The sequence below is a fragment of the Nonlabens xiamenensis genome (assembly GCF_003865345.1).
In the GTDB taxonomy this organism is placed as follows: domain Bacteria; phylum Bacteroidota; class Bacteroidia; order Flavobacteriales; family Flavobacteriaceae; genus Nonlabens; species Nonlabens xiamenensis.
Map to the genome: position 1 here is coordinate 332,762 of NZ_RMVE01000001.1, position 23,434 is coordinate 356,195.

A 23,434-nucleotide genomic window follows, 5' to 3' on the forward strand; every position below is an offset into this window, starting at 1 on the left:
ACCTCACAACTCCTTTGTGGCAAAGGAATTAACTATAATACCCAAGCGCTTAATAACTTTCGATAAATGAAGATTTAATCAACGATGAAAGCCTTAAAATAAGTTTGTTGGAGGCATTATTTGTTTTGAGCCACTGTCTCCTTTTGCTCGTCCTTCAGTTGCTCGATAGTATTTTGCAACTTCACGTTATCCCTCTCAAGGCTTTCCAAGCGCTGGGAGAGCTCTTGCACGGCTTGTACCAATGGCACTACAAATTGTTGGTAGCTTACCTTATAATTGTCTTTGTTGATGTCTTCTGGAACGATAATACCGTCAAAGTCGTAGTCGGTATCTTGCGCAGCAGCAGCCACCTCTTGCGCGATAAATCCGGTTCTGATGTCATCTGTATTGCGCAAAGAAGATTTTTCACCTAAAAATTTATTGAGTTTTTCAATATCAAATTTATAGGTTACAGGGCGCAGTTGATTGATAAAATCCAATCCAGGCACATTGGCTTGAATATCGTACTTGAACCTTCCATCCGACGCATTGACCAAAGTCGCGTTGATTTGGTCAATCTGTGTGATATTTCCGTAACGCAATTGATTGGCTTGGGTGGTGCTGGCATCCAGCCCTATAGCGATACTTTCAGTAAATCCGGCATCTGCATTCGAACCTAGGGCTATCGCGTCGGCTGCATTCCCGTGGGCATTTCTACCTAAAGCAATAGATTGCGAATTATCAGACAAAGACTCATATCCTATAGCAATAGATCTTATGCCGGAAGCTGTAGAGTTTCGTCCCAGAGAGGTGCTATTTGATGTAGTTGCCTCTGAATTATAACCAATTGCCGTACATCCTACATCATTACCAAATGCATCTCTACCTATGGCTGTAACTCCGATTCCATTTGCGTTAGCATCAAGTCCTACTGCCGTGGCACCAAATCCATTAGAAATTGTAGTAGCATTACCAATACGAATTTCATCGTTGGCAAAGATCAATTGGTCATTGTTAGTAAAGGTCCATCGATGGGTATTTCCTACCCTTACTCGAATGGGTTCAATATTTGTAGTCCCAAAGAAATCGGTTGGAGTGGCGGCATTTCCCTGTAATGCCCAGTCTGAATCAGTGACCACGGTATTGAACCTGGTCCATTGTCCATTCCAAAAATAAAATCCTGGGGTCACATCAGCCGTTGTCGCTGTATTATAAACAAGTAGACTCTCTACTGGGCTTGCTACGGTAACAACATCAGTAGTACTGGTTAAACTAACGCGAGGAATTAATAAGCCTTTGGAGTCTGAAAAAACGTCTAGGATACTTGATGGATCGGGATTATCGTTGTTAATACCAACTTGTGACCAACCATGCGTAAAGAGTGATGTGGCAAAAAATAATACCAATACAGATTTCAAGGATATTTTCATTATTTCATCGATTTACAAGAAATGTCTTCTAGATGAAATGCAAAATTACTCGGTACCAGTGTTTAACAGCGGCTAGCTAAAGGCTTGGGATGATTGATGCACCTAAATTGGATAATATTACACTTAGGGTTTTGACTTGCAGTAAATGGTCATTTTTCAAAACCCTGATTATCATTAGGATCGTAGAAAACAAAAATGAAATAGTATTAAGATCAGACATTTTCGTATGCGGAGTGTATTTCAACGAAAACCGATTGACCCTCAATATCAATCACTTAAAATTCAAAGCCTAGAAAATGTGCATTTCTTGATAGCTTATCTTGGCTGAATAAAGAATAACCAAAATTCAGTTTGAAAATATTAAGATTCCTCAAATAAAGTGAACCAAAATTAAACAAATATTACAAAACCTCGATCAGTGGCAATGAGCATAAAGCTGTGGTAGCACGCAGTTATATAAGTGTGAAATATGACATATAAAGCTAACCAACATCTTGGAGAGATGCTAAAATCACCTTGACAGAAAAAATATAAATAACAAAAGCCCTCTTGACAAAGAGAGCTTTAACTATGTTATCTTAATTATTGAAAATTCTTGGTGGCTCCCAAGAAAAGAACAAATTAATTACGTTTTCTAAGCTTGTAACAGCCTATACCAATGGCAGCTGCGATAGCAAGAGCAATACCTGGGATGGGGGCATCGGCAACGTCGTCCACAAATCCAGGACCTGTTTGAGCGATGGTCGGTAAACCAACCATAAAGGTGATACCTGTACAAATCAGAGTAGATCGATAAAACTTCATGTCAATTAATTTAGAGTCATGTGTATCTATTATATCGCAATGAACCAGTTATTCCTACGAGCATAAATATTTGCCGCAATATAAAGGTTTCAACCAGAACGAACATATTTTGGTAAAAAAAAACAACTCTTTAACGATTTTGTACAGGATCAACCCTGTTTAACGCCAAAATCTAAGTAAAACAGTTGAGCTCCTCAAACATCAATCCGTCATGTAATGATTAGTCTTTTCTTCGTGCATCAATGCCATATCAAGCCCTAAATGACATTTTCAAGTAAGCTGAGCCAACATATGAGCGTTGGTCAGCAAAAGCGATTTAATAGCTCCTTTAAAGACAACCATTTTGCTTACCATTAGCCTATTACAAAATTCACAATTTTACCCGGCACGATGATAGTTTTGCGTATTTGCTTTCCAGCCAACTGTTCCTGCACCTGATCATTGGCCAAGACCATTGTCTCCAGCTCATCCTTGGAAGCATTCACAGGTAACTCCAGCGTAAACCTCATTTTTCCATTAAAAGAGATGGGGTAGGTTTTGCTGGTTTCTACCAGGTATTGCTCTTCAAATTCAGGAAAAGCCGCTGTGCAAATGGACTCATCATGTCCCAACAAAGACCATAACTCCTCAGCGATATGAGGCGCATAAGGGCTGACCAATATAGCCAGAGGTTCCAATACCTGCCTGCTGTTACAAGATTGAGTGGTCAATTCGTTTACGGCGATCATAAAACTACTTACACTGGTATTAAAAGAGAAGTTTTCAATGTCTTCTCTCACCTTTTTAATAGTTTTATGCAAGGTTCGCATACTGTCGGCTGATGCAGGTTGATCGCTCACCGAAAAACCATCCTCGTTGTGGTAAAGTTTCCAGAGTTTTTTGATAAAGCCATAAACTCCCGTGATTCCAGCAGTATTCCATGGCTTGGCCTGCTCTAATGGACCCAAAAACATCTCATACAGTCGCAATGTATCTGCTCCGTATTGATCACAAATATCATCTGGGTTGACGACATTGAATTTGGACTTGGACATTTTTTCCACTTCACGAGAAACTTTGAAAGCACCATTCTCATTACAAATGAATTCAGTTGTAGCATGATCAGTGCGCCATGCCTTAAAGCCATTAACATCCAATTCATTCTGCGCGTTAACCAATGAAACATCTGCGTGAAGCTTTCTCCCTGATTTAATATTGAGATGTTTAGCATTTACCCCCTGAGAGATAAACCGTTTCTCTAAACTGCCTTCGACTTCAACTTCAAGTTCTTTGACAAAAGCACTCTCCCCCAGAATCATTCCCTGGTTGATCATCTTTTTAAAAGGCTCCTCTACATTTACCTTGCCCCTATCATATAAAAATTTCACCCAAAATCTGGAATACAACAAGTGACCAGTAGCATGCTCGCTACCTCCAATGTATAAGTCCACATTTTGCCAGTACTCTTGGGCTTCCTGAGCAAACATTTCATCTTCATTGTTGGCATCCATATATCGGAACATATACCAAGAACTACCTGCCCAACCCGGCATGGTGTTTAATTCCAAAGGATAAACACAATCCCTGTTGTCGTCATTGGACACCACCTTGTTTTCCTCGGTGCACCAACTCCAGGTGGTAGCGCGACCCAGTGGGGGCGCACCATCTTCAGTAGGTAAATATTCATCTACCTCTGGTAATTCCAGCGGCAAATGCTTAGCATCTATCATTTGTGGCAAACCATCCTTGTAATACACAGGAAAAGGTTCTCCCCAGTAACGTTGTCTGGAGAATACCGCATCACGCAATCGGTAGTTGGTTTTTCCCTTTCCAGCACCTATCTCCTCCAGTTTGGCAATAGCTGCCGCCATGGCTTCTTTATAGCTCATCCCATTGAGGAAATCGCTATTGGTAATCCTAGTTTCATCCTTGGCGGTATAAGCTTCTTCGCTTACGTCGACACCCTCAAAAATATTCTTGATTACTGGCATTCCTTCCTGATTAGCAAAGTAATTGGCAAAAGCATGATCCCGCTCATCGCCACAAGGAACAGCCATAACGGCACCTGTTCCGTAACCAGCCAATACATAATCACCAATCCATACGGGCACTTGCTCGCCACTTAAAGGGTGGGTCGCATAGGCACCAGTAAAGACACCCGAAATGGTTTTTACATCGGCCATACGCTCGCGCTCTGATCTCGCAGCTGTTACTTTTTTATAGGCTTCTACTGCATCGCGTTGAGCGTCTGTAGTAATTTGATCCACGAGTTCGTGCTCCGGTGCCAGGGTCATAAAGGTCACCCCATAAATGGTATCGGGTCGGGTGGTAAATACATCAATTTGACGTCCCTCTAGAGGAAAGCTGACCATCGCACCTACAGATTTCCCGATCCAATTGCGTTGGATTTCTTTGATGGATGCACTCCAGTCCAAGTCGTCCAAATCTAATAGCAAACGCTCTGCAAAGGCTGAGATGCGCATCATCCATTGCCTCATCTTTTTGCGTACCACAGGATGTCCACCACGTTCTGAAACGCCGTTGACAATCTCGTCATTGGCAAGGACAGTTCCTAAAGCAGGACACCAATTCACTTCCGTATCTGCTAGGTAAGTCAGGCGGTAATTCAACAATATTTCTTGCTGCTGCTGTTGGGTATAGCTGTTCCAGTCTTCGGCAGTAAATGCTGGTAGATCATCCTCTGTTGCGGCCTGGACGTTAGTGTTTCCGCTTTCGCGAAAGCGGGATACCAAATCCTCTATGGGTCGTGCACGGTCTGCCTCTTTATCATACCAGCTCTCAAAAAGCATGATAAAAATCTCCTGAGTGTACTTATAATAATCGGGTGAAGAAGTGCGCACCTCACGATCCCAATCAAAGCTAAACCCCAACCGGTCCATTTGCTCACGATACCTGGCGATATTGTCCCTGGTAGTCACCGCTGGATGCTGACCTGTTTGGATGGCATATTGCTCTGCTGGCAATCCAAAACTGTCATAACCCATGGGATGCAGAACATTATGACCGGTATGACGCTTATAGCGGGAAACGATATCACTAGCGATATATCCCAGCGGATGTCCCACGTGTAATCCTGCACCACTTGGGTACGGAAACATATCCAAGGCATAAAATTTTGGATGATTGCCGCCATTTATCGCCTTGAAGGTCTTATGACTGGCCCAATATTGTTGCCATTTGGCTTCTATAGCTTTGTGATCGTAGAGTAACATAAAATCTTCTTCTGGCCCGCAAAAATACTAAAGCCCTTGCTTTTCAGCGGGTTTCTGGCCAACCTATTTCGTTTTAAACAATAGCAGCCTATTTGAGACGTTGAAAAAAGGTCTAGGGAAAGTGATGACGCTAGAAGATAGGTCATAAACAATCAAAGTCGATTAAAATAAATGTTAGGAATATACAGCAGGTGGCTGACTTTCTTATTTTTGTAGCTTTATTCATCACCGCATCCAGCATATAAATTTATGGCATCACAATCAGGTTATCAGAAACGACGTTTGTTTAGCTCCTACTTTTGGGTAGTCATCAGTCTATTTCTGGTGCTTTTTATGTTAGGTCTTCAAGGCTTTTTCCTACTGAATAGTCAAAAGCTGGCCGACTACTTTAGGGAGCAGGTACCGATGAGCATATACTTTAAAGAAGGCGCCAAAGATGTTGAAATGCGCCAATTGGAAAAAAGCCTGCAAATGGCCGATTATACCAAAAGTGCAGTTTTTGTGAGTAGCGAGGAAGGTGCCAAGCGCACCCAAGAAGATTTGGGGGAAGATTTTGTGGCCAAATTGGACGGTTTTAATCCGATACCCAATTCCATCGATGTAAGATTAAATGCCCAATTTGTCACTGCTACTGAAATCCAACAGATTGCTGATGATCTGGCCGCCAAAGATTTTGTCCAGGAAGTGAGCTACGACAAACCTTTAGTGTCTCTACTGAATGAAAATGTCAAGCGTATTTCATTATGGATGCTAGTGGTTTCAGGTGTATTTATTCTGATTGCATTTTTATTGATTAATAGTTCAATCCGCTTGAGTGTGTATGCCAAAAGGTTTACTATAAAAACCATGCAAATGGTCGGAGCGACCAAAGGCTTTATCAGACGCCCATTTATCATGACCAGTGTGCGCCTGGGATTGATCGCTGCCATTTTAGCCCTGGGACTACTGGCTGTAGTGGTTTATTATGCCGATGGTATGGTGCCTGAATTGGAAATATTAAAAAATTATAAGATGCTAGCCATTTTATTTGCAGGTGTATTGGTGTTTGGTATATTGATCAGCCTGATCAGCACCTTTTTTGCTACGACCAGGTATCTTAATTTGCGCACAGACCAGTTATATTATTAAGAGGCTGAAAGAGTTTTGACCAATCATTTCATGGTATAGCATTACCTTTGCAAAAGGTATTGAATTATGGGAAAAAAGAATATTACCAAACACGACGAGCAGCAGGAAGAAAACCTGACGCCGAGATTTGAATTTATCTTCCAGAAGAAGAATTACATTTTCATGGTGGTAGGCCTGTTGGTCATAGGTTTGGGCTTTGCATTAATGGCCGGTGGCGGCAGTGATGATCCTAATGTATTTAATGAGGAAATCTTTTCCTGGAGACGTATACGACTAGCACCTATCCTGGTATTGATCGGATTTGGGATAGAGATATATGCCATCTTGCTCAATCCCAACAAGGAAAAATAAATGGAAGTCGTTGATGCGCTCATTCTAGGGGTGATACAAGGACTGACCGAATTTCTTCCCGTCTCTTCCAGCGGCCATATCGAATTGGGCAAAGCGATTCTAGATACCAACATCGCCAGCAAGGAAGAAAACCTATTATTCACCGTCATCGTTCATTTTGCTACTGCTCTAAGTACTATAGTGGTATTCAGAAAGGACATTCTCGAATTGCTGGGCGGTTTGTTTTCCTTTTCTTGGAATGAACATACCCAGTTCTGCTTTAAGATTGTGCTTTCCATGATACCAGCGGTTATTGTGGGTTTATTTTTTGAAGAACAATTAGAGGCGCTTTTTGAAGGTAAAGTGGTCCTGGTGGGCTTTATGCTTATCATTACTGGCTTATTACTATTCCTGGCGGGAAGAGCGAGAAAAACAGGTAAGGATGTAAGTTGGAAGGATGCTATATTGATTGGTATTTCTCAAGCCGTCGCTATGCTACCTGGTATTTCACGTAGTGGTGCTACCATATCCACATCGGTTCTTCTAGGCAATGATAGAGCCAAAGCTGCGCGCTTCTCCTTTTTAATGGTGGTACCTTTGATTTTTGGAAAAATTGCCAAGGATCTGTTGGACGTTATTCAAGGGGAAACCGTGATTGAACGCGTTTCTACTACTCCGTTGATCGTAGGTTTTCTAGCTGCCTTTATCACAGGTTTATTGGCCTGTACCTGGATGATTTCGCTGGTGCGAAAGGCAAAACTCCATTATTTTTCCTACTACTGTTTTGCTGTGGGAGCACTGGCTATCTTTGCTGGTCTCGTACTCTAACCTCAATTTCTTTGCCCTCAAAATTGACCAATTGATAATGGATTAACTTTGGGTTTTCATCCAAAGCTATGAAACTATTACCTCTGATTGTTATGTTGGGTGTTTGTTCAATTCTACAAGCGCAAACTGCAGACTATAAAACAGCATTTATTGAAAAGTGGAACAACTCTAAGCAATATCTGATCCAGGTGGCAGAGGCCATGCCTGAGGAAGCGTATGATTATAAACCCACACCGCGTCAGAAAAGCTTTAAGGAACAGCTGCTACATATACAAGCCAACATCAATTGGTTAAGCGGAACTTATTTGACTGTTTCCTCCCACAAAGGGAACCAAGCATCAACGACATCCGCGGTAATGACAAAAAAGGAATTGATCGCAAGTTTGGCCGAGGCTTTTGACGAAAGTCTCAGGCAGGTCGTTCAGACGCCTACTTCTTCCCTGTCTAAAACAGTGGACTTTTTTGCGGGTCCCAAATCCAAGTTACAGATTCTCCAATTAATGCAGGATCATGTGACCCACCACCGCGGACAACTGTTAGTTTATCTCAACCTTAAAGGAGTAACGCCACCAACTTACGTAGGGTGGTAACAAAAAAAATCGGTTGCTGTTTCCAGCAACCGATTATATCATTTTCTAGGGTTTTAATAACCTAGCACATCAGATTCTTTGATTAATTAAAATCAGCGTCATTGACCGTGTTGACTTCTACCTTTTTGACTTCAAAATTCAAGTCACGCCCCATCATTTGCTGGGTAATAGTCATCGGGAATTTCACGCCTGATGTTTCCTCATAATCGCTGAACTTAATCAAGTTAGTCACTGTTTGACCTTGTGCCTCACCTTTAGTTTCTTGTGCTACCAACAAACCAGTGTTTACATCATAAAAGGTTTTTTTGTCATCCGACCATTTGATCACATAAACTTGGTTATCACCCATCATTTCAGCTCCAGCCAATTCTGCTTTTGACGGATTATAAAGTTCTGGAAAGAACATGGCTTCATCTTGCACCGAGGCCAAATCGTCTCCGGTCAACTCTTGGCTACCACCCATACCACTCATTTTACCTTTTCCATCGGCATAGACTTGTTTGGCAACAGTGTTTCCACCCATTTTAACCGTCTGTACCCATTTATCGCCCTTGGCTCTTTTTACATCGAGAACCAACTCACCCATCGGTGCAGTATACACAGCAAAGTAAGAAGTTGAATTCAAATTTTTAACTGCTTCCTCACCACCAATGGCTTTGATATAATTGTCAAGTACAGTTTCTGCTGTCAATCCAGCCGGAATCTCAATGGTGGATGGACGTTCTGTTTCATTAGCGTCTTTGTCGTAAAATTTGATGGGTACTGTTTTACCATTGATTTTCATTTTTTCCAATGGCTCAAGAATATCTCCTGCTTTTCCTACAAGTACAATACGCAGTTGATCTGGATTCAGGTATTTGTTGGCTACCCTTTTCACGTCTTCTTTGGTTACCTTGTTGATATTGGCGATAAAGTCTTTGTAGAAATCTTCATCTAAATCATTCTTCTGGATATTAATGGCACGATCAGCGACCGTTGATTTATCTTCAGACTGCATGATAAAGTTACCCAAGAATTTTGCTTTCGCAGTAGCGAGCATCTCATCATCTACATATTCATTGCGAATTCTTTCAATTTCCTTAAAGGTTTCTACTACAGCACTGTCGGTCACTTCATTACGTACCTTGGCGGTAGCGCGAAAGGTACTTTTATAATTACGACCTGCACCTATTGAAGACCTGGCACCGTAAGTATAGCCGTTTTCCTCACGTAAATTCATGTTCAAATAAGAACCGAAACTCCCACCAAATACATAGTTAGTTACTAACGCTGCATGGTAGTCTGGGTCACTCATCTTTAAGTCGGACAAGCTCATAACAGCCAGTTCAGTTTGAACAGCGTTTGGAACGTCGATCAAATTAATCTGGGTCTCAGAAACGTCGCTCAAGGTTGGCATACTAGCTTTTGGCGCCATTCCTTCTTTCCAGTCGCCAAAATGTTTTTTTACCAATTTTTTGGCTTCCTTTTTTTCGATATCACCACTGATCAAAAGGTAACCTCTTGAGGGCTGGAAGTACTGATTGTAAAACTGCTCAACATCAGCCAGGCTAACGTTGTTGATGGTTTCTTCAGTAGCAAACTCACCGGCAGGGTGATCTTTACCGTACACTAGCGCACTTCTCACCTTTCCTGCAATCGCAGCGGCACTGTTCTCACCAGATTTGATTCCTTCTATCAGTTGGGACTTTTCAAATTCCAGTTCCTTTTCGGTAAAATTCGGGTGGAAAGCCGCCTCGGCAAAAAGATCAAAAATCTGCTCTTTGTATTTAGAAAGTCCACCGGCATATCCTCCAGAGGTACTTACAAAAATGTTGGCCCCTAAAAAGTCAACATTCTCATTAAATTCTTCCTTTGGAGTTTTAGTGGAACCTTTACCCATAATGGATCCAGTAAGGGATTGTACGCCAGCTTTGTCTCCTTCAAAGATTGGTGGATTATTCAAATCCAGACTCATGGAAAAGGTAGGAAGTTTTTTATCTGTTACGACCAAAACCTTCAATCCGTTTTTCAATTCAAAATCATAGGGCTTACCTAGGTTGATTTCTGGTGTCGGACCAGAGGTTGGCATTTTGGATCTGTCGATCTGAGCCGTGGCCATCGCTCCAGTGAGCAAGAAAGCCATTATATATATCAATTGTTTTTTCATGTCAGTCTTATTTTTTTGTGATGGTGAATTCCGTTCTTCTGGACTGCTCGTATTCTTCTTCTGAACACTCCTTGTTGGAACAGTCCACAACTGGGTTTTCTTCTCCACGGCCTACGGCCTTGATTCTGTTGGCATCTACTCCTTTGGCTACGATATAGGCTTTAACCGCATTGGACCTTAGTTGCGAAAGATTTTTGTTGTAGGCATCACTTCCTCTTTCATCCGTATAGGTCTCAGCCAGGATTTCCATGGAAGTATTTTTTATCATCAGATCAGCAATACGGGTCAATTCTCTACCGGCCGTTTCAGTGATTTCTGCCTTGTCGTTTTCAAAATAAATTTTTCTGATCTGGATCTTGTTATCCACGATCTCGAGTTCATCCTGCATAGCCTCAGGAGTTCCAGCTTCTGGAGCGCTTCCAGCGAGGTAATCCAATTCGAGCCTTTGGTTGGGCTTCAAGTATTGGTTGGCCACTCGCTTGATATCCTCACGCGTTATATCTCTATAGATATCCAATTCTTTATTGATCAAATCAGTATCTCCCATCAACATATTATAGGTGGCCAAAGAACTGGCAATACCTTGAACTCTTGAATTTGAACTTACATACCTTGCTTCAAACTGATTTTGAAGTTTTTGGTACTCTCGTTCTGAAATCAATTCTGTTTGGAGCTTCACAATTTCCTCATCCATCACCTCGGCAAGTTTATCCAGGCTCACATCTCCTTTGGCCAAAGCTCCCATGGTATAGGTACCATAATCCTGATTGGCTTGGTTGAAAGCCAATACCTGTAAAGCAATTTGCTCCTCTTCCACCATGCGCTTCTGCATTCTGGAACTGTTACCACCAGTTAAAACCGAGGAAATATAATCCAGCACATAGGCATCGCGATCTACAGACTTAGGGGTTATGTAAGAGAATATTTTAGCAGGAATCTGAATATTGGCATCATATTCAGTAGCATATCGGGTTTCCGTAATCGGATCTTCTTTGATTACCTGACGATTGTTTCTAGGAGCCTTATTTTCAATAGGACCAAAATAATCTTCGATCATTTTCTTGGTCTTGTCCATATCTATATCTCCAGCAACTACCAGGGTAGCATTGTTAGGATTGTAATATTTGTCATTAAAAGAACGGAATTCAGACAGTTGAGCCGCATTCAAATCTTCCATGGATCCAATAACGCTTTGACCGTAAGGGTGCTTTTTGAAAAGGTGTTTGTCAATACCAGTACGATAAATAATGGCACCATAAGGAGCATTGTCAATGCGTTGACGTTTTTCTTCCTTGACCACTTCGTTCTGGGTGTCCACACCGACCTGCTCGATTTTAGGGTGCATCATACGTTCGCTCTCCATCCATAACCCCAATTCCAGGTTATTAGAAGGAAAAGTCTCGTAATAATACGTACGGTCTTGCGTGGTGTTTGCATTGTTACTTCCACCATTGGCAGAAACAATATCGAACCATTTTCCTCTTTCAATATTTTCAGTTCCTTCAAACAAAAGGTGTTCAAAGAAGTGGGCAAAACCAGTTCTTCCTGGTTCCTCATCTTTGGCACCTACTTGGTACATGACTCCTACGGTCACGACAGGTGCAGCATTTTCTTGATGGAGGATCACATGAAGACCGTTATCCAAGTCATACTCGGTAAAGGCCACCTCCTGGGAAAAGCCTAGTGCTGTGGTTACGACCAAAGCCAGGCTTAAAACAATTTTTTTCATCAGATTAATTTTAAAAGGTTCTTTTTTGATTGGTGTCTTGTCTTTATGAAATGTTACATAAAATGTAAAGACTTCACAAAAATAAATTCTCAGAGGCGAAATAGCGTTAAAGTAACTTCAAAGTTCTAGGCAGGGAGGACAGAAATAGCGAATTTTAAAGAAATTCCAATCATTATGAAAACTTTACACACTACAAAATATGCTATTTACATCGCCATTGCCTTAATTGTCTATTTTGTAGCTATAGACCTTGTAGGTTTTGCCGATCGTATTTACCTCAGTTTTTTCAATGCGGTGATTGTTGGTGTAGGATTATTTTTTGTCATCCGTGATGTGTATGAATACGAGCGTGATCAATTTAAATACATGGATGGATTTATTGCCGGACTAAAGGCAGGATTTGTAGCCACCGTCATCTATACTATTTTCATGGCGATCTATTTGTACGAGATCAATCCCGACTTGGCTGAAGCCATTGAAAGGCAAGTTACTATTGCTGGTGAGGGTATTGAAGTTGCCATGTTGCTATTTATTTTTCTTAGCGGTCTCGCTACCACCGTTGTGGTCCCATTGGTCATACTTCCTCTTTACAAGAGGTCTTGGAACACCAGGGAAGTTCGCGTTAAACAAAAGCCTCTAAATCAATAAATTCACTTTTCTTCTTTTAGTTGTTGATAACTTTGGTAATTTGGGGAATAGAACTATATTTGCAGCCCGAATTTAATAACTCTAATCAAAGTATATGTACGCAATCGTAGAGATAGCAGGGCAACAATTCAAGATCGAGAAGGATCAGAAGTTGTTTGTTAACCGTCTCCCAGAAGATGAAGGTGCGTCGATCAACATCGACAAAGTTCTTCTATTGGGTAATGGTGACGACATCACCCTCGGCGCCCCAGCTGTAGAAGGAGCATTTGCTGAAGCAAAAGTTCTGGGTCACTTGAAAGGTGACAAAGTAATCGTTTTTAAGAAGAAACGCAGAAAAGGATTCCGTAAGAAAAATGGACACCGTCAATATTTGACCGAAATCCAAATTTCAAGCATCTCTGCTTCCGGTGGTAAGAAAAAAGCTGCCGCCAAAAAAGAAGCTCCTAAAAAGGAAGAGAAGGCTAAAAAAGAAACCAAACCCGCCAAATCTGAAGCAGCGCCGGCCAAGAAATCCAAATCTTCTGGAAAGGCAGATGACTTGAAAAAGATAGAGGGTGTCGGTCCAAAAATCGCTTCTACCTTAAATGAAGCAGGTATTGTGACTTTTGCTGATCTAGCTCAATCTGATCCAGCAAAAATCTCTGAAATCATTGCTGACGTAAGAGGTAATCATGTTCCAGATACCTGGCCAAAACAAGCTCAACTTGCTGCTGATGGTAAGTGGGATGAGTTAAAAGAACTTCAGGACCGTTTAGACGGCGGAGTAGAAAAATAAGTATAACCATTCCCAAGATAGCTTGGGACGCAAAATAAATTATCATGGCTCATAAAAAAGGAGTAGGTAGTTCTAAAAACGGAAGAGAATCAGAATCGAAACGCTTAGGTGTCAAGATCTTTGGTGGCCAGGCTGCGGTAGCTGGAAATATCATTATCCGCCAGCGTGGTATGGAGCATCACCCAGGTGAAAATGTGTATGCAGGTAAAGATTATACCCTGCACGCCAAGGTAGATGGAACCGTTCAATTTACTAAGAAAAGAAACAACAGATCATACGTGTCCATTATTCCCGCTGCTGAAGCATAGGAATTAGTTGTTTAATCAATTTAAAACCCAAATCTCTTAAGAGGTTTGGGTTTTTTTCTTTAGGAAAATACTGGTTTATAGGTCCTTCATCTACAATCCAAGCAACTGAATTGATCCGGCGATGATCATCAGGGAAATGGAAGTTCTTAAATAGGGTGCCTTAGGATGCCACCAAGCTTATACAAGACGTAGATTTGAAATCTGAGCGGATCAATACAATAATGCATGCTCATATATTCGGATAGCATTTGAATGCTATTAAATAACTTATTGCGCCAATCCTGCCCTACCTAATTCTACGATGAGGGAATCACAAAACGCTCCTTCTTCCAATTCGCCGATGTTAGCGATCTCTATATTATAGACCTCCATCATACCGGTTTGATCCACCAACGTGGTATCTCTTAACTTGTTTAGGCTATTCACCAAGCGAGAAATAGGCCAATCCGTCATTTGTATAGAATCTCCTGTGATTTTTAAACCTGCCTGCCCATAAACGCCAGTGGGATGTCCTCCCTCAATAAAGCCACTCAAATGAGCTGTTTGTACCTCTCGGCGGGAGTAATCAGTTCCACAAGAAACTAACAGAAAAAAAAGTATTAAAAACGGCCCGTAGTGCTTCATATCATGGATTATTTGATATAACGAAGATAAAACTTCTTTATTCTTTTTAATCACTACCCAAGAAGGCAAAAAAAAACTGGCTCCATTTGATGAGGCCAGTTTTAATATATGGGAGAAGAGTTAATTACACCCTAATTCCTTTTAATCGCTTTTCTACTTTTTGCTTCTTAGCTGTAAGCAATTTCATCAGATCCATTAATTCTTCATCCTTGGATTCTTTGTAGTGCTCATTAATACCGAGAATCAATTCTTTTGCCCTTCTGGACGCATGAACCCGATCACTGGTTGACATATTACTCATCGACTCATTGAGCCAATCGTTTGCATCTTTTACTATATCCATAAATTAAAAATTTCAAATCGCTTTTTTAGCATTCAAGATTTTAACTGAAAACCATGTCAAAGCGCAACATTCAATTAACAATTGAAAAGTTAGTCTATTTTTTGATATAACCTAACAATTCGGTATTTATTTTAATAAATCCTTAGTACCTGTAATATTCAGGTTTAAAAGGACCTTGTACCTCAACCCCAATATACTCGGCTTGATCTTGTTTTAACTCGGTCAATTCAGCGCCAATACGCTCCAAGTGCAACGCAGCAACCTTCTCGTCCAAATGCTTAGGAAGCATATATACCTCGTTTTTATAACGATCTGAATGATTCCACAATTCGATCTGTGCCAAAGTTTGGTTGGTAAAGGAATTACTCATCACAAAACTAGGGTGGCCAGTCGCACAACCTAAATTGACCAATCGCCCTTCAGCCAACAAAATGATGTCCTTTCCGTCGATGGTATACTTATCCACCTGTGGCTTGATTTCTACTTTGGTGTTGCCATAATTTTCATTCAAAAAGGCCACATCGATCTCATTATCAAAATGTCCGATATTACAAACAATTACTTTATCACGCATGGCCTTAAAGTGCTCTCCACGGATAATATCTTTGTTTCCTGTGGTGGTAATTACGACGTCAGCTTTTCCAACCACAGATTCTAATCGTTTTACTTCAAAACCGTCCATGGCTGCTTGTAGCGCACAGATAGGGTCTATCTCAGTCACAGTAACAATAGAGCCAGCACCTCTAAAAGAAGCTGCAGTACCTTTACCTACATCACCATATCCACAAACCACCACACGCTTTCCAGCTAGCATGGTATCGGTAGCACGACGTACGGCATCTACCGCGCTTTCTCTACAACCGTATTTATTGTCAAACTTTGATTTGGTTACTGAATCATTCACATTGATGGCTGGCATGACCAAAGTTCCGTTTTTCATTCGCTCATACAAACGGTGAACTCCGGTAGTCGTTTCTTCAGAAAGCCCTTTAATACCTTTGGCCAATTCTGGATATTGATCAAACACCATATTGGTTAAATCACCACCATCATCTAATATCATGTTCAAGGGTTGTCTGTCCTCACCAAAAAACAGAGTTTGCTCGATACACCAGTTAAACTCCTCTTCATTCATCCCCTTCCAGGCATATACAGGAATACCGGCAGCAGCGATGGCTGCAGCAGCGTGATCTTGGGTAGAAAAAATATTACAGGAGGACCAGGTTACATCAGCACCCAGTGCAACTAAAGTCTCGATTAAAACTGCCGTCTGGATGGTCATGTGCAAACAACCTGCGATACGCGCACCTTTTAAGGGCTGTTCATCTTTATATTCTTCCCTCAGCGCCATCAATCCTGGCATTTCTGCCTCGGCTAGTTCAATTTCCAATCGGCCATAATCGGCCAAAGAGATGTCTTTTACTTTGTATGGAACGTAGGGAATAGTTTCTGTACTCATATAGCTTGTGCATTGTAGGCAAATACTTTGTCAAGTGCGTTAACTTTCAACAATTTAAATGCCTTATTTATTTGTTAAATTGCGGGCGCAAACTTACGAAATTCTTATCGATTTATATGCCGCTTTACCAATCCATTAACAACAGGGAAAATACACAGGTGCTGGTCTGGAAAGTTACCGAGACAGAGGCGGCCCTGCGACATGGTATTGAGCTGTCCAACAATTCGCTAAATCGCCTGTCTATGATGAGTTCAGAGCTACATCGACGCGGATTTTTAAGCATCAGGCATTTATTGATTGCGGCAGGTTATACAGATTTGGACCTGCATTATACCGATGATGGTAAACCTCATCTGAACACTGATCGTTACATTTCCATCACCCATAGCTTCCATTTCACCGCTATCGCTATCAGCGATGCGCCCATCGGCATCGATATTGAAAAACAAAGGGAAAAAATAACGCGCATCGCACCAAAGTTTATCGGATATGAAACCGAATTTGTCGAAAGTCTGGAAAATCCAATTCCTGAATTGACGGTGGTTTGGGGCGCCAAGGAATCTATGTACAAACTATATGGCCAAAAAGGCCTGGGATTCAAAGACCATTGCCATGTAGAATCTTTTGACATGCGAGAAGAGACCACAATTTCCAGTATTCATTACCATCAACAACATTTCTCATATGAGGTTTTTTTTCAGGCAGTAGAAGATTTTGTTTTGGTCTATATATTACCTGATGTCTGAAATTCTTCAAAACATCAACGCGTCGCAGAGAAGCCTGGGTATTTTATTGGATCCAGAAAAGCTCGAGTTGAATGATTTGCCCGCTTTCGCGAAAGCGATATTACCGAATATCAAAAATATTCAGTCACAGCTTCAAATTGACCAACTCATCTTTTTGGTAGGCGGAAGCACTTTACCGGAAATGAACCTGGGAGCCTGGGTGAGCGAATTAAAAAATCAAGTTCACCTGCCTATCCTTTTGTTTCCAGGACACCACCATCAAATCACGGAAGCCGCTGATGGCTTGATGTTTTTACAACTGATCTCTGGGCGCAATCCAGAATACTTGATAGCCCAGCAAATTGAAGCCGCCAAAAAATTATACAATTCCAGTCTGGAAATTATTCCAACAGCCTATTTGTTGGTTGATGGCGGCAAGGAAACAGCCGTAGAAAGGGTTTCCAAAACTAAGCCTATGGCTCAGACCGCAATAGAAAGTATTTGCGACACGGCTTTTGCTGGCCAACTCATGGGCAATCGATTGGTCTATCTAGAAGCTGGGAGTGGGGCCATTCAAGCAGTGTCTACAGAGATTATCAGAAAGGTATCCGCATCATTGCGTGTCCCCTTAATTGTAGGCGGGGGATTAAGAAAGCTCGACCAGATGGAAAAAGCCTATCAAGCTGGTGCCAGTATGCTAGTTGTAGGGACAGCGATTGAGCAGAATGTGCATTGGAAAGGTTAAGTTTGCCTGTAAAATAAGATTATGGAAGTTTCTGTCGAGCTTACAATGTCACCTCTTGATGACAACTATGAATCTCATATCATAGACTTTATCAAAACCCTGCGTGCCTCAGGATTTACAGTGTTGGAAAATCCGCTGTCCACTCAGGTTTTCGGGCCCTATCAACCCCTCATGGCATTTCTCACTGAAGCGATCGGTGAAAGCATGAAAAAGCAAAATGCAGTTTTGATCTATATGAAAATGGTCAAAAGCAATCGAAGTGATTACGAGCCCTTTTTCTAGATGGAACTGTTAGAAGCCATTTTTGGTCAGTACCAGGAGTACAGTAACCTAGATATCGGCCTGGAGATCACAGCAATTATTGCCAGTTTAATCAGCGTGTATTTTTCTTTTCGCAATAGCGTAGTGGTATTTCCATTTGGCATCATCAGTACACTTATCTACGTATACCTGCTTTACCATTGGAATTTGTTAGGAGATATGAGCATCAATGGCTACTATTTTATCATGAGTGTGTACGGTTGGTATATTTGGCGTTTTGGCGGGAGAAATGATCAAGAGAAAAAGGTGACCCGCACTACCGCTGAAGAATGGTTCATCTCTACAGGTATTCTACTTGCCGGTGGTCTTGGTGTGTATGTACTATATACGCTTACTGATCGGCTGGAAAGTTGGATTTCTTTTGTAGATATGTTGACCACCGGAATATTTTTTGCCGGAATGTGGTTAATGGCCCGGAGGAAATGGGAACACTGGCTGGTATTGGCACTTGGAAATCTGATTTCGATTCCCTTATATTGGTACAAAGGTTACGGATTTAGCGCAATTCTTTATGTGGTTTTAGCAATTGTTGCGATATTCGGGTTCTTGGAATGGAAAAAATACCTCCACAAATCCCGTTTGACGGTTTAAGGATCGTTCTGTTTGGACCTGAGAGTACTGGTAAGAGTACGCTTTCGCGAAAGCTGGCCGATCACTATCAGTCCACCTGGGTACCAGAATTTGCTCGCTCTTATCTGCAGAAAAAGTTTGATCAGGATGGGCACATCTGCACGTATGAAGACTTGCTACCTATTGCTTACGGACAACGTATAGCCGAAAACCAAGCTGCCGCCCGAGCAGGACTTCATTTATTTTGTGACACGGACGCTTTGGAAACTTTTGTTTATGCCATGGCTTACTTTAATAAAGCTCCTAAAGAACTTAAAAAGGCTGTCCAAAACAGCAGCTATGACTTATATTTACTGATGGACATTGATATTCCATGGGTAAAAGATGACCTGAGAGACAAGCCTGGTGAACGCCAACAAATGCTCCAGGCTTTTGAGCAAGCGCTACAACAATTTGGAAAAAACTACTGTAAAATCAGCGGTAGTGGGGACCAGCGATTGGAACAGGCTGTGGAAGCGATCAACAAATTATAATCTTCATGACACTAACCGATATACAAGAAAAACAATTGCGCGAAAAGGGGATCTCCCAACAAACCTTGGAAAAGCAATTGTATAGATTCCAACATGGTTTTCCAGGGGTGACGCTGAATCGTGCGGCGGTACTTAATGATGGGATCGTACCCATTGAGCAGCTGAATGCTGACCAATTGATTTCAGATTACGATCAACAGCGGAAGGATCTGGACATCATCAAATTTGTGCCAGCAAGTGGTGCTGCGACAAGAATGTTTAAGTTTCTGCACCAATTTCTCAATAATTTTAATCCGCAGGAAGAAAGTATCAATAGCTATATCAACAACAATAAGGCAACTGATCTTTTTACTTTTTTGGTGGGCCGCAGGGACCTTCCGTTTTATCCAGAAGTCATTGCTTCAGTCAAGAAAAAACATCCGGATTGGTCGTCCAAAAGCAAGACTGAAAAGGAATCCATATTTGTGCGAGAGGTATTGATGCCCTCCGGCTTTAATTTTGCGGCGATGCCCAAAGGTCTTGTACCTTTCCATCGCTATAAAAATCAGAGTGCTACAGCTTTTGAAGAACATTTGTTTGAAGCCTCCATTTATGCCAGTAGTGATGGACTTGCGCGCTTACATTTTACCATTGCTCCTGCATTTAAAGATCATTTTACTACCGAATTTGAGCGCATCCAGCACATGGTAGAAAATAAGACCCATACACGTTTTGATATTGATTTTTCTTATCAATCGCCAGACACTGATACCGTCGCTGTGGATATGGAAGACCAGCCTGTAGTACTGGATGACGGTAAGTTATTTTTCAGGCCCGCAGGTCACGGTGCCTTATTGAACAACCTCAATGCGTTAGATGCGGACGTGATTTTTATCAAAAATATCGATAATGTGACCATCTCCAGTCTCAAAGAAGAAACCTCTTACTTCAAAAAGCTATTGGCAGGCTACCTGCTGCATTTGAGAAATCAGGTTTATAGGTATTTGAGAGCATTGGAAGAAGGCGCAATCACAGATGAAAAAAGAGAGGAAATAGAAACATTCCTAACCGATAAATTGGCCGCGGTTTTACCCAAGGACTATCATAAGTACAAAACCAAATATCAGGATGAACATCTCTTTGATCAGTTGGATCGTCCCTTGCGTGTATGTGGGATGGTAAAAAATGAAGGAGAGCCTGGCGGCGGACCATTTTGGGTGCGTAATCAGCGCGGTGATCTTTCTATTGAGATTGTGGAGAGCGCACAAATGGATAAGAACGATCCCAGGCAACGCAAAATCGCTTCTGAAGCCACCCATTTTAATCCAGTGGATTTGATTTGCAGTGTACGAGATCACAAAGGAAAAAAATATGATCTTGCCCAGTACTGTGATGAGGATACCGGTTTTATTACCTATAAATCTTTAAAGGGTAAGGAAATAAAGGCACAAGAACTACCTGGACTTTGGAACGGAGGTATGGCTTATTGGAACAGCGTTTTTGTAGAAGTACCTCTGATTACATTTAACCCTGTTAAAACAGTCAACGATTTACTGAAATCCGCACACCAGTTGGAAGAATGAATGTTGAGCAACTAGAACGCGAAGTAACTTATACGGCCACCACCAGCAGCGGTCCAGGGGGGCAGCATGTCAATAAAGTAGCCACCCGGGTGGTACTCGATTTTGATCTTATTTCTAGTCAGGCTTTTTCTAGCGAAGCGCCAAATGGGCAAACAATCTCTGAGCGAGAACGCATCATCCAGGCCTTAAAACACAAATTGACCAAAGACGGTTTTCTGCAATTGAGCAGTCAGCAAACCCGCAGTCAGGCCAAAAACAAAGAATTGGTTTTTAAAAAACTCCTGGAGGTATTATCCGATGCTGCCAAAATCAAAAAGAAACGAAAAAAGAGACATACTCCAGCTTGGGTCAAACGCAAACGCCTCAATGATAAGAAAAAGCACAGCCAGAAAAAACAGGACAGAAATTATCGTTATTGATTGGTACGCCTAATCCTTATTTTTAACGAGCCATAAGCATATTTCCATGAAAAAATATTTCACTCTCGCTTGTATAGGCGTTTTACTTGCCTGTAAATCCGACCCTTCTGCTGAAACAACGCATCAGCTGGAAGCATCAATAGCTGCTGAAGCTCCTCAACACACCAGTAGCTATGCCATCGTCATTCACGGTGGCGCGGGAACCATCAAAAAAGAAAATATGACCCCAGCGTTGGAGGCACAATACGAGCAAAAACTCACAGAATCCATTCAGGCAGGTCATAAGATATTGGCGCAGGGTGGCAGCGCAATGGACGCTGTCGAAGCCAGTATACGTATCATGGAAGATTCTCCCTTGTTCAATTCAGGAAAAGGAGCGGTCTTTACCCACGATGGGATCAATTCCCTTGATGCCAGCTTTATGGACGGTAAGAGTTTGAATGCAGGAGCCGTAGCAGGAGTGACCACCACCAAAAATCCAATATCTCTGGCGCGAAAGGTGATGACGGATTCAGAACATGTATTGTTGAGTGGCCCTGGAGCGGATGCCTTTGCGAGTTCGCTAAACGACCCACAAATCGAAATTGTAGACAACCAGTATTTCTATACGGAAAATCGTTTTCAATCTCTTCAGCGGGTGTTGAACCGGGAAAAAAACCAAGAAGAAAAAAACGACAAAAAAATGGCCCAACTCATTCTTGAAGATGCTTGGATCAAAGACACCAAATACGGAACAGTAGGTTGTGTAGCCTTGGATAAAAACGGGAATATTGCTGCTGGAACGAGCACTGGTGGTATGACCAATAAAAAATACGGTCGCATCGGTGATTCTCCTATTATCGGAAGCGGTACTTATGCCAACAATAAAACTTGTGGAGTTTCCAGCACTGGACATGGAGAATACTTCATACGCGGTCAGGTCGCTTATGACATCAGTGCGATGATGGAGTATAGCCATATGAGCCTCAAGGAAGCGACAGATGCCGTCATTCAACAAAAACTCACCCAATTGGGTGGTACTGGTGGTGTAGTCGCATTGGACCATTTAGGTAATATCAGCATGGAGTTCAATACGCCAGGTATGTATCGGGCCAGCATGAACGATCAAGGAGAGCTACAAGTCGCTATGTACAAATAAAAACAAGGTTGAAGATCAATAACTCTGGAAAATATTTAAAATGAAGATCATATCCTATAATGTCAATGGCATACGTGCTGCCATGAAAAAAGACCTCATCAGTTGGCTTAAAGCTGCCCGTCCAGATGTACTATGCCTTCAAGAAATTAAAGCTATGGAGGATCAGGTGGATACAGAAGCACTTACTGAGGCCGGTTACCCGTACCAATATTATTATCCTGCTCAGAAAAAGGGCTATTCTGGTACAGCAATACTATGTAAAACAGAGCCAGACCATGTAGAATATGGAACTGGCATTGAAATGATGGACCAAGAGGGACGTAATCTGCGTGTGGACTATGGTGATCTGTCCATTATGTCCATGTATCTACCCAGCGGTACTAACGACGCCAGATTAGGTTTTAAGTTTGAGTACATGGAATTGTTCCTCGAGTATACTATAGAATTGCGCAAGCAAAGACCAAATCTCCTAATTTGTGGTGATTATAACATCTGTCACAAGGCCATTGACATACATGATCCGGTGCGATTAAAAAATGTATCCGGATTTCTTCCCGAGGAACGTGAATGGTTGGACCGATTTGTCGACAGTGGTTTTGTGGATACATTTAGAATGTTCAATGATCAGCCAGAGCAGTACTCCTGGTGGAGTTATCGTGGTGGGTCCAGGGCCAGAAATAAGGGCTGGAGATTAGATTATCACATGGTGAACGATAGCTTGAAGGATCGGGTAAAGAGATCTGTAATTTTAAGCGAGGCCGTACACAGTGACCATTGTCCAGTGATGGTGGAAATTGATGAATGAGTTCGCTGAGCAACCTACATACCGGATCAAGAATAGTGGTTGCAGTGCTACTATTCCCGCTATTGTCTGCAGCTCAAGATATATCCAACCCAAATCAGAAGGGGTTTGTGTTTTCGCCAGGTATAACCTACCAGTCAAATTTTTACTTGGATGTCAATTTACTGTACGGGATAACATTCAACAACAGTCCCACTAAAATTCCAATTATTTATTATCAAGGATTTCGTCTGGGCGCCGAATCCTCTACAATCGGTGTTGATAATTATACCATAGCGCCAAAAAT

The 23,434-nt window shown here is 41.7% G+C and carries 24 protein-coding genes; 16 read left to right on the plus strand and 8 right to left on the minus strand.

Features of this window, described 5'->3' with window-relative positions; translation table 11 throughout:
• Positions 1-116: 116 nt before the first annotated feature.
• The 3 genes from EGM47_RS01555 to leuS form a co-directional block, all read right to left on the minus strand.
• Positions 117-1,409, minus strand: a complete 1,293-nt coding sequence (locus tag EGM47_RS01555) for a tail fiber domain-containing protein (protein WP_124979008.1) — start codon at positions 1,407-1,409, stop codon at positions 117-119.
• Between the two features lie 621 nt (positions 1,410-2,030).
• On the minus strand, positions 2,031-2,213 hold the full coding sequence (locus tag EGM47_RS01560; protein ID WP_124979009.1) for a hypothetical protein: 183 nt from the start codon (positions 2,211-2,213) through the stop codon (positions 2,031-2,033).
• Positions 2,214-2,566: 353 nt separating this feature from the next.
• A complete protein-coding gene (gene leuS, locus EGM47_RS01565; RefSeq protein ID WP_124979010.1) occupies positions 2,567-5,425 on the minus strand; it encodes a leucine--tRNA ligase in 2,859 nt (952 codons plus the stop codon).
• A gap of 249 nt (positions 5,426-5,674) precedes the next feature.
• On the opposite strand from leuS, the gene EGM47_RS01570 reads away from it, so the two are divergent.
• The 4 genes from EGM47_RS01570 (at position 5,675) to EGM47_RS01585 (ending at position 8,301) form a co-directional block, all read left to right on the plus strand.
• Complete coding sequence (locus tag EGM47_RS01570; RefSeq protein ID WP_124979011.1) at positions 5,675-6,553, plus strand: cell division protein FtsX; 879 nt, start codon at positions 5,675-5,677, stop codon at positions 6,551-6,553.
• Between the two features lie 66 nt (positions 6,554-6,619).
• Positions 6,620-6,904, plus strand: a complete 285-nt coding sequence (locus tag EGM47_RS01575; RefSeq protein WP_124979012.1) for a DUF3098 domain-containing protein — start codon at positions 6,620-6,622, stop codon at positions 6,902-6,904.
• Positions 6,905-7,711 (plus strand): undecaprenyl-diphosphate phosphatase, encoded by an 807-nt coding sequence (locus EGM47_RS01580; protein ID WP_124979013.1) that lies wholly within the window; start codon positions 6,905-6,907, stop codon positions 7,709-7,711. It abuts the gene before it with no gap.
• Positions 7,712-7,779: 68 nt separating this feature from the next.
• A complete protein-coding gene (locus tag EGM47_RS01585; protein ID WP_124979014.1) occupies positions 7,780-8,301 on the plus strand; it encodes a DinB family protein in 522 nt (173 codons plus the stop codon).
• An 82-nt stretch (positions 8,302-8,383) separates the two neighbouring features.
• On the opposite strand, the gene EGM47_RS01590 is transcribed toward EGM47_RS01585, so the two are convergent.
• Together EGM47_RS01590 and EGM47_RS01595 are read right to left on the minus strand one after the other, a co-directional pair.
• Positions 8,384-10,447, minus strand: coding sequence for a M16 family metallopeptidase (locus EGM47_RS01590; protein ID WP_124979015.1), 2,064 nt, complete (start codon positions 10,445-10,447; stop codon positions 8,384-8,386).
• Positions 10,448-10,454: 7 nt separating this feature from the next.
• Complete coding sequence (locus EGM47_RS01595) at positions 10,455-12,176, minus strand: insulinase family protein (RefSeq protein ID WP_124979016.1); 1,722 nt, start codon at positions 12,174-12,176, stop codon at positions 10,455-10,457.
• 174 nt (positions 12,177-12,350) lie between these two features.
• On the opposite strand from EGM47_RS01595, the gene EGM47_RS01600 reads away from it, so the two are divergent.
• The 3 genes from EGM47_RS01600 (at position 12,351) to rpmA (ending at position 13,907) form a co-directional block, all read left to right on the plus strand.
• Positions 12,351-12,824: a DUF4199 domain-containing protein gene (locus EGM47_RS01600; protein WP_240642070.1), complete on the plus strand. Its 474-nt coding sequence runs from the start codon at positions 12,351-12,353 to the stop codon at positions 12,822-12,824.
• 94 nt (positions 12,825-12,918) lie between these two features.
• On the plus strand, positions 12,919-13,599 hold the full coding sequence (rplU, locus tag EGM47_RS01605; protein ID WP_124979017.1) for a 50S ribosomal protein L21: 681 nt from the start codon (positions 12,919-12,921) through the stop codon (positions 13,597-13,599).
• Positions 13,600-13,643: 44 nt separating this feature from the next.
• Positions 13,644-13,907: a 50S ribosomal protein L27 gene (gene rpmA / locus EGM47_RS01610; RefSeq protein ID WP_124979018.1), complete on the plus strand. Its 264-nt coding sequence runs from the start codon at positions 13,644-13,646 to the stop codon at positions 13,905-13,907.
• Between the two features lie 267 nt (positions 13,908-14,174).
• Here the strand turns inward: rpmA and EGM47_RS01615 are convergent, their stop codons facing one another.
• The 3 genes from EGM47_RS01615 to ahcY all read right to left on the minus strand — a co-directional run bounded on the left by EGM47_RS01615 (position 14,175) and on the right by ahcY (position 16,333).
• A complete protein-coding gene (locus EGM47_RS01615) occupies positions 14,175-14,531 on the minus strand; it encodes a hypothetical protein (protein ID WP_124979019.1) in 357 nt (118 codons plus the stop codon).
• Between the two features lie 124 nt (positions 14,532-14,655).
• Positions 14,656-14,874, minus strand: a complete 219-nt coding sequence (locus tag EGM47_RS01620; protein WP_124979020.1) for a hypothetical protein — start codon at positions 14,872-14,874, stop codon at positions 14,656-14,658.
• A gap of 142 nt (positions 14,875-15,016) precedes the next feature.
• On the minus strand, positions 15,017-16,333 hold the full coding sequence (gene ahcY, locus EGM47_RS01625) for an adenosylhomocysteinase (protein WP_124979021.1): 1,317 nt from the start codon (positions 16,331-16,333) through the stop codon (positions 15,017-15,019).
• 116 nt (positions 16,334-16,449) lie between these two features.
• On the opposite strand from ahcY, the gene EGM47_RS01630 reads away from it, so the two are divergent.
• From EGM47_RS01630 to EGM47_RS01670, 9 genes are read left to right on the plus strand one after another with little or no spacing between them, the layout of a single operon-like run.
• Positions 16,450-17,079 (plus strand): 4'-phosphopantetheinyl transferase family protein, encoded by a 630-nt coding sequence (locus EGM47_RS01630; protein ID WP_124979022.1) that lies wholly within the window; start codon positions 16,450-16,452, stop codon positions 17,077-17,079.
• Positions 17,072-17,803, plus strand: a complete 732-nt coding sequence (locus tag EGM47_RS01635; RefSeq protein WP_124979023.1) for a geranylgeranylglyceryl/heptaprenylglyceryl phosphate synthase — start codon at positions 17,072-17,074, stop codon at positions 17,801-17,803. The genes EGM47_RS01630 and EGM47_RS01635 overlap by 8 nt, the downstream gene beginning before the upstream one ends.
• Before the next feature lie 21 nt (positions 17,804-17,824).
• Positions 17,825-18,085, plus strand: a complete 261-nt coding sequence (locus EGM47_RS01640) for a hypothetical protein (protein WP_124979024.1) — start codon at positions 17,825-17,827, stop codon at positions 18,083-18,085.
• On the plus strand, positions 18,086-18,715 hold the full coding sequence (pnuC, locus tag EGM47_RS01645) for a nicotinamide riboside transporter PnuC (RefSeq protein WP_124979025.1): 630 nt from the start codon (positions 18,086-18,088) through the stop codon (positions 18,713-18,715).
• Positions 18,676-19,227, plus strand: coding sequence for an AAA family ATPase (locus EGM47_RS01650; RefSeq protein ID WP_124979026.1), 552 nt, complete (start codon positions 18,676-18,678; stop codon positions 19,225-19,227). The genes pnuC and EGM47_RS01650 overlap by 40 nt, the downstream gene beginning before the upstream one ends.
• 5 nt (positions 19,228-19,232) lie before the next feature.
• Positions 19,233-20,789, plus strand: a complete 1,557-nt coding sequence (locus tag EGM47_RS01655; protein WP_124979027.1) for a DUF4301 family protein — start codon at positions 19,233-19,235, stop codon at positions 20,787-20,789.
• Complete coding sequence (locus tag EGM47_RS01660; RefSeq protein WP_124979028.1) at positions 20,786-21,208, plus strand: peptide chain release factor-like protein; 423 nt, start codon at positions 20,786-20,788, stop codon at positions 21,206-21,208. The genes EGM47_RS01655 and EGM47_RS01660 overlap by 4 nt, the downstream gene beginning before the upstream one ends.
• Before the next feature lie 46 nt (positions 21,209-21,254).
• The gene (locus EGM47_RS01665) at positions 21,255-22,346 is read left to right on the plus strand and encodes an isoaspartyl peptidase/L-asparaginase family protein (RefSeq protein WP_124979029.1); all 1,092 of its coding nucleotides are present in this window, start codon (positions 21,255-21,257) and stop codon (positions 22,344-22,346) included.
• 40 nt (positions 22,347-22,386) lie between these two features.
• Positions 22,387-23,151, plus strand: a complete 765-nt coding sequence (locus EGM47_RS01670; RefSeq protein ID WP_124979030.1) for an exodeoxyribonuclease III — start codon at positions 22,387-22,389, stop codon at positions 23,149-23,151.
• Positions 23,152-23,434: the final 283 nt, after the last annotated feature.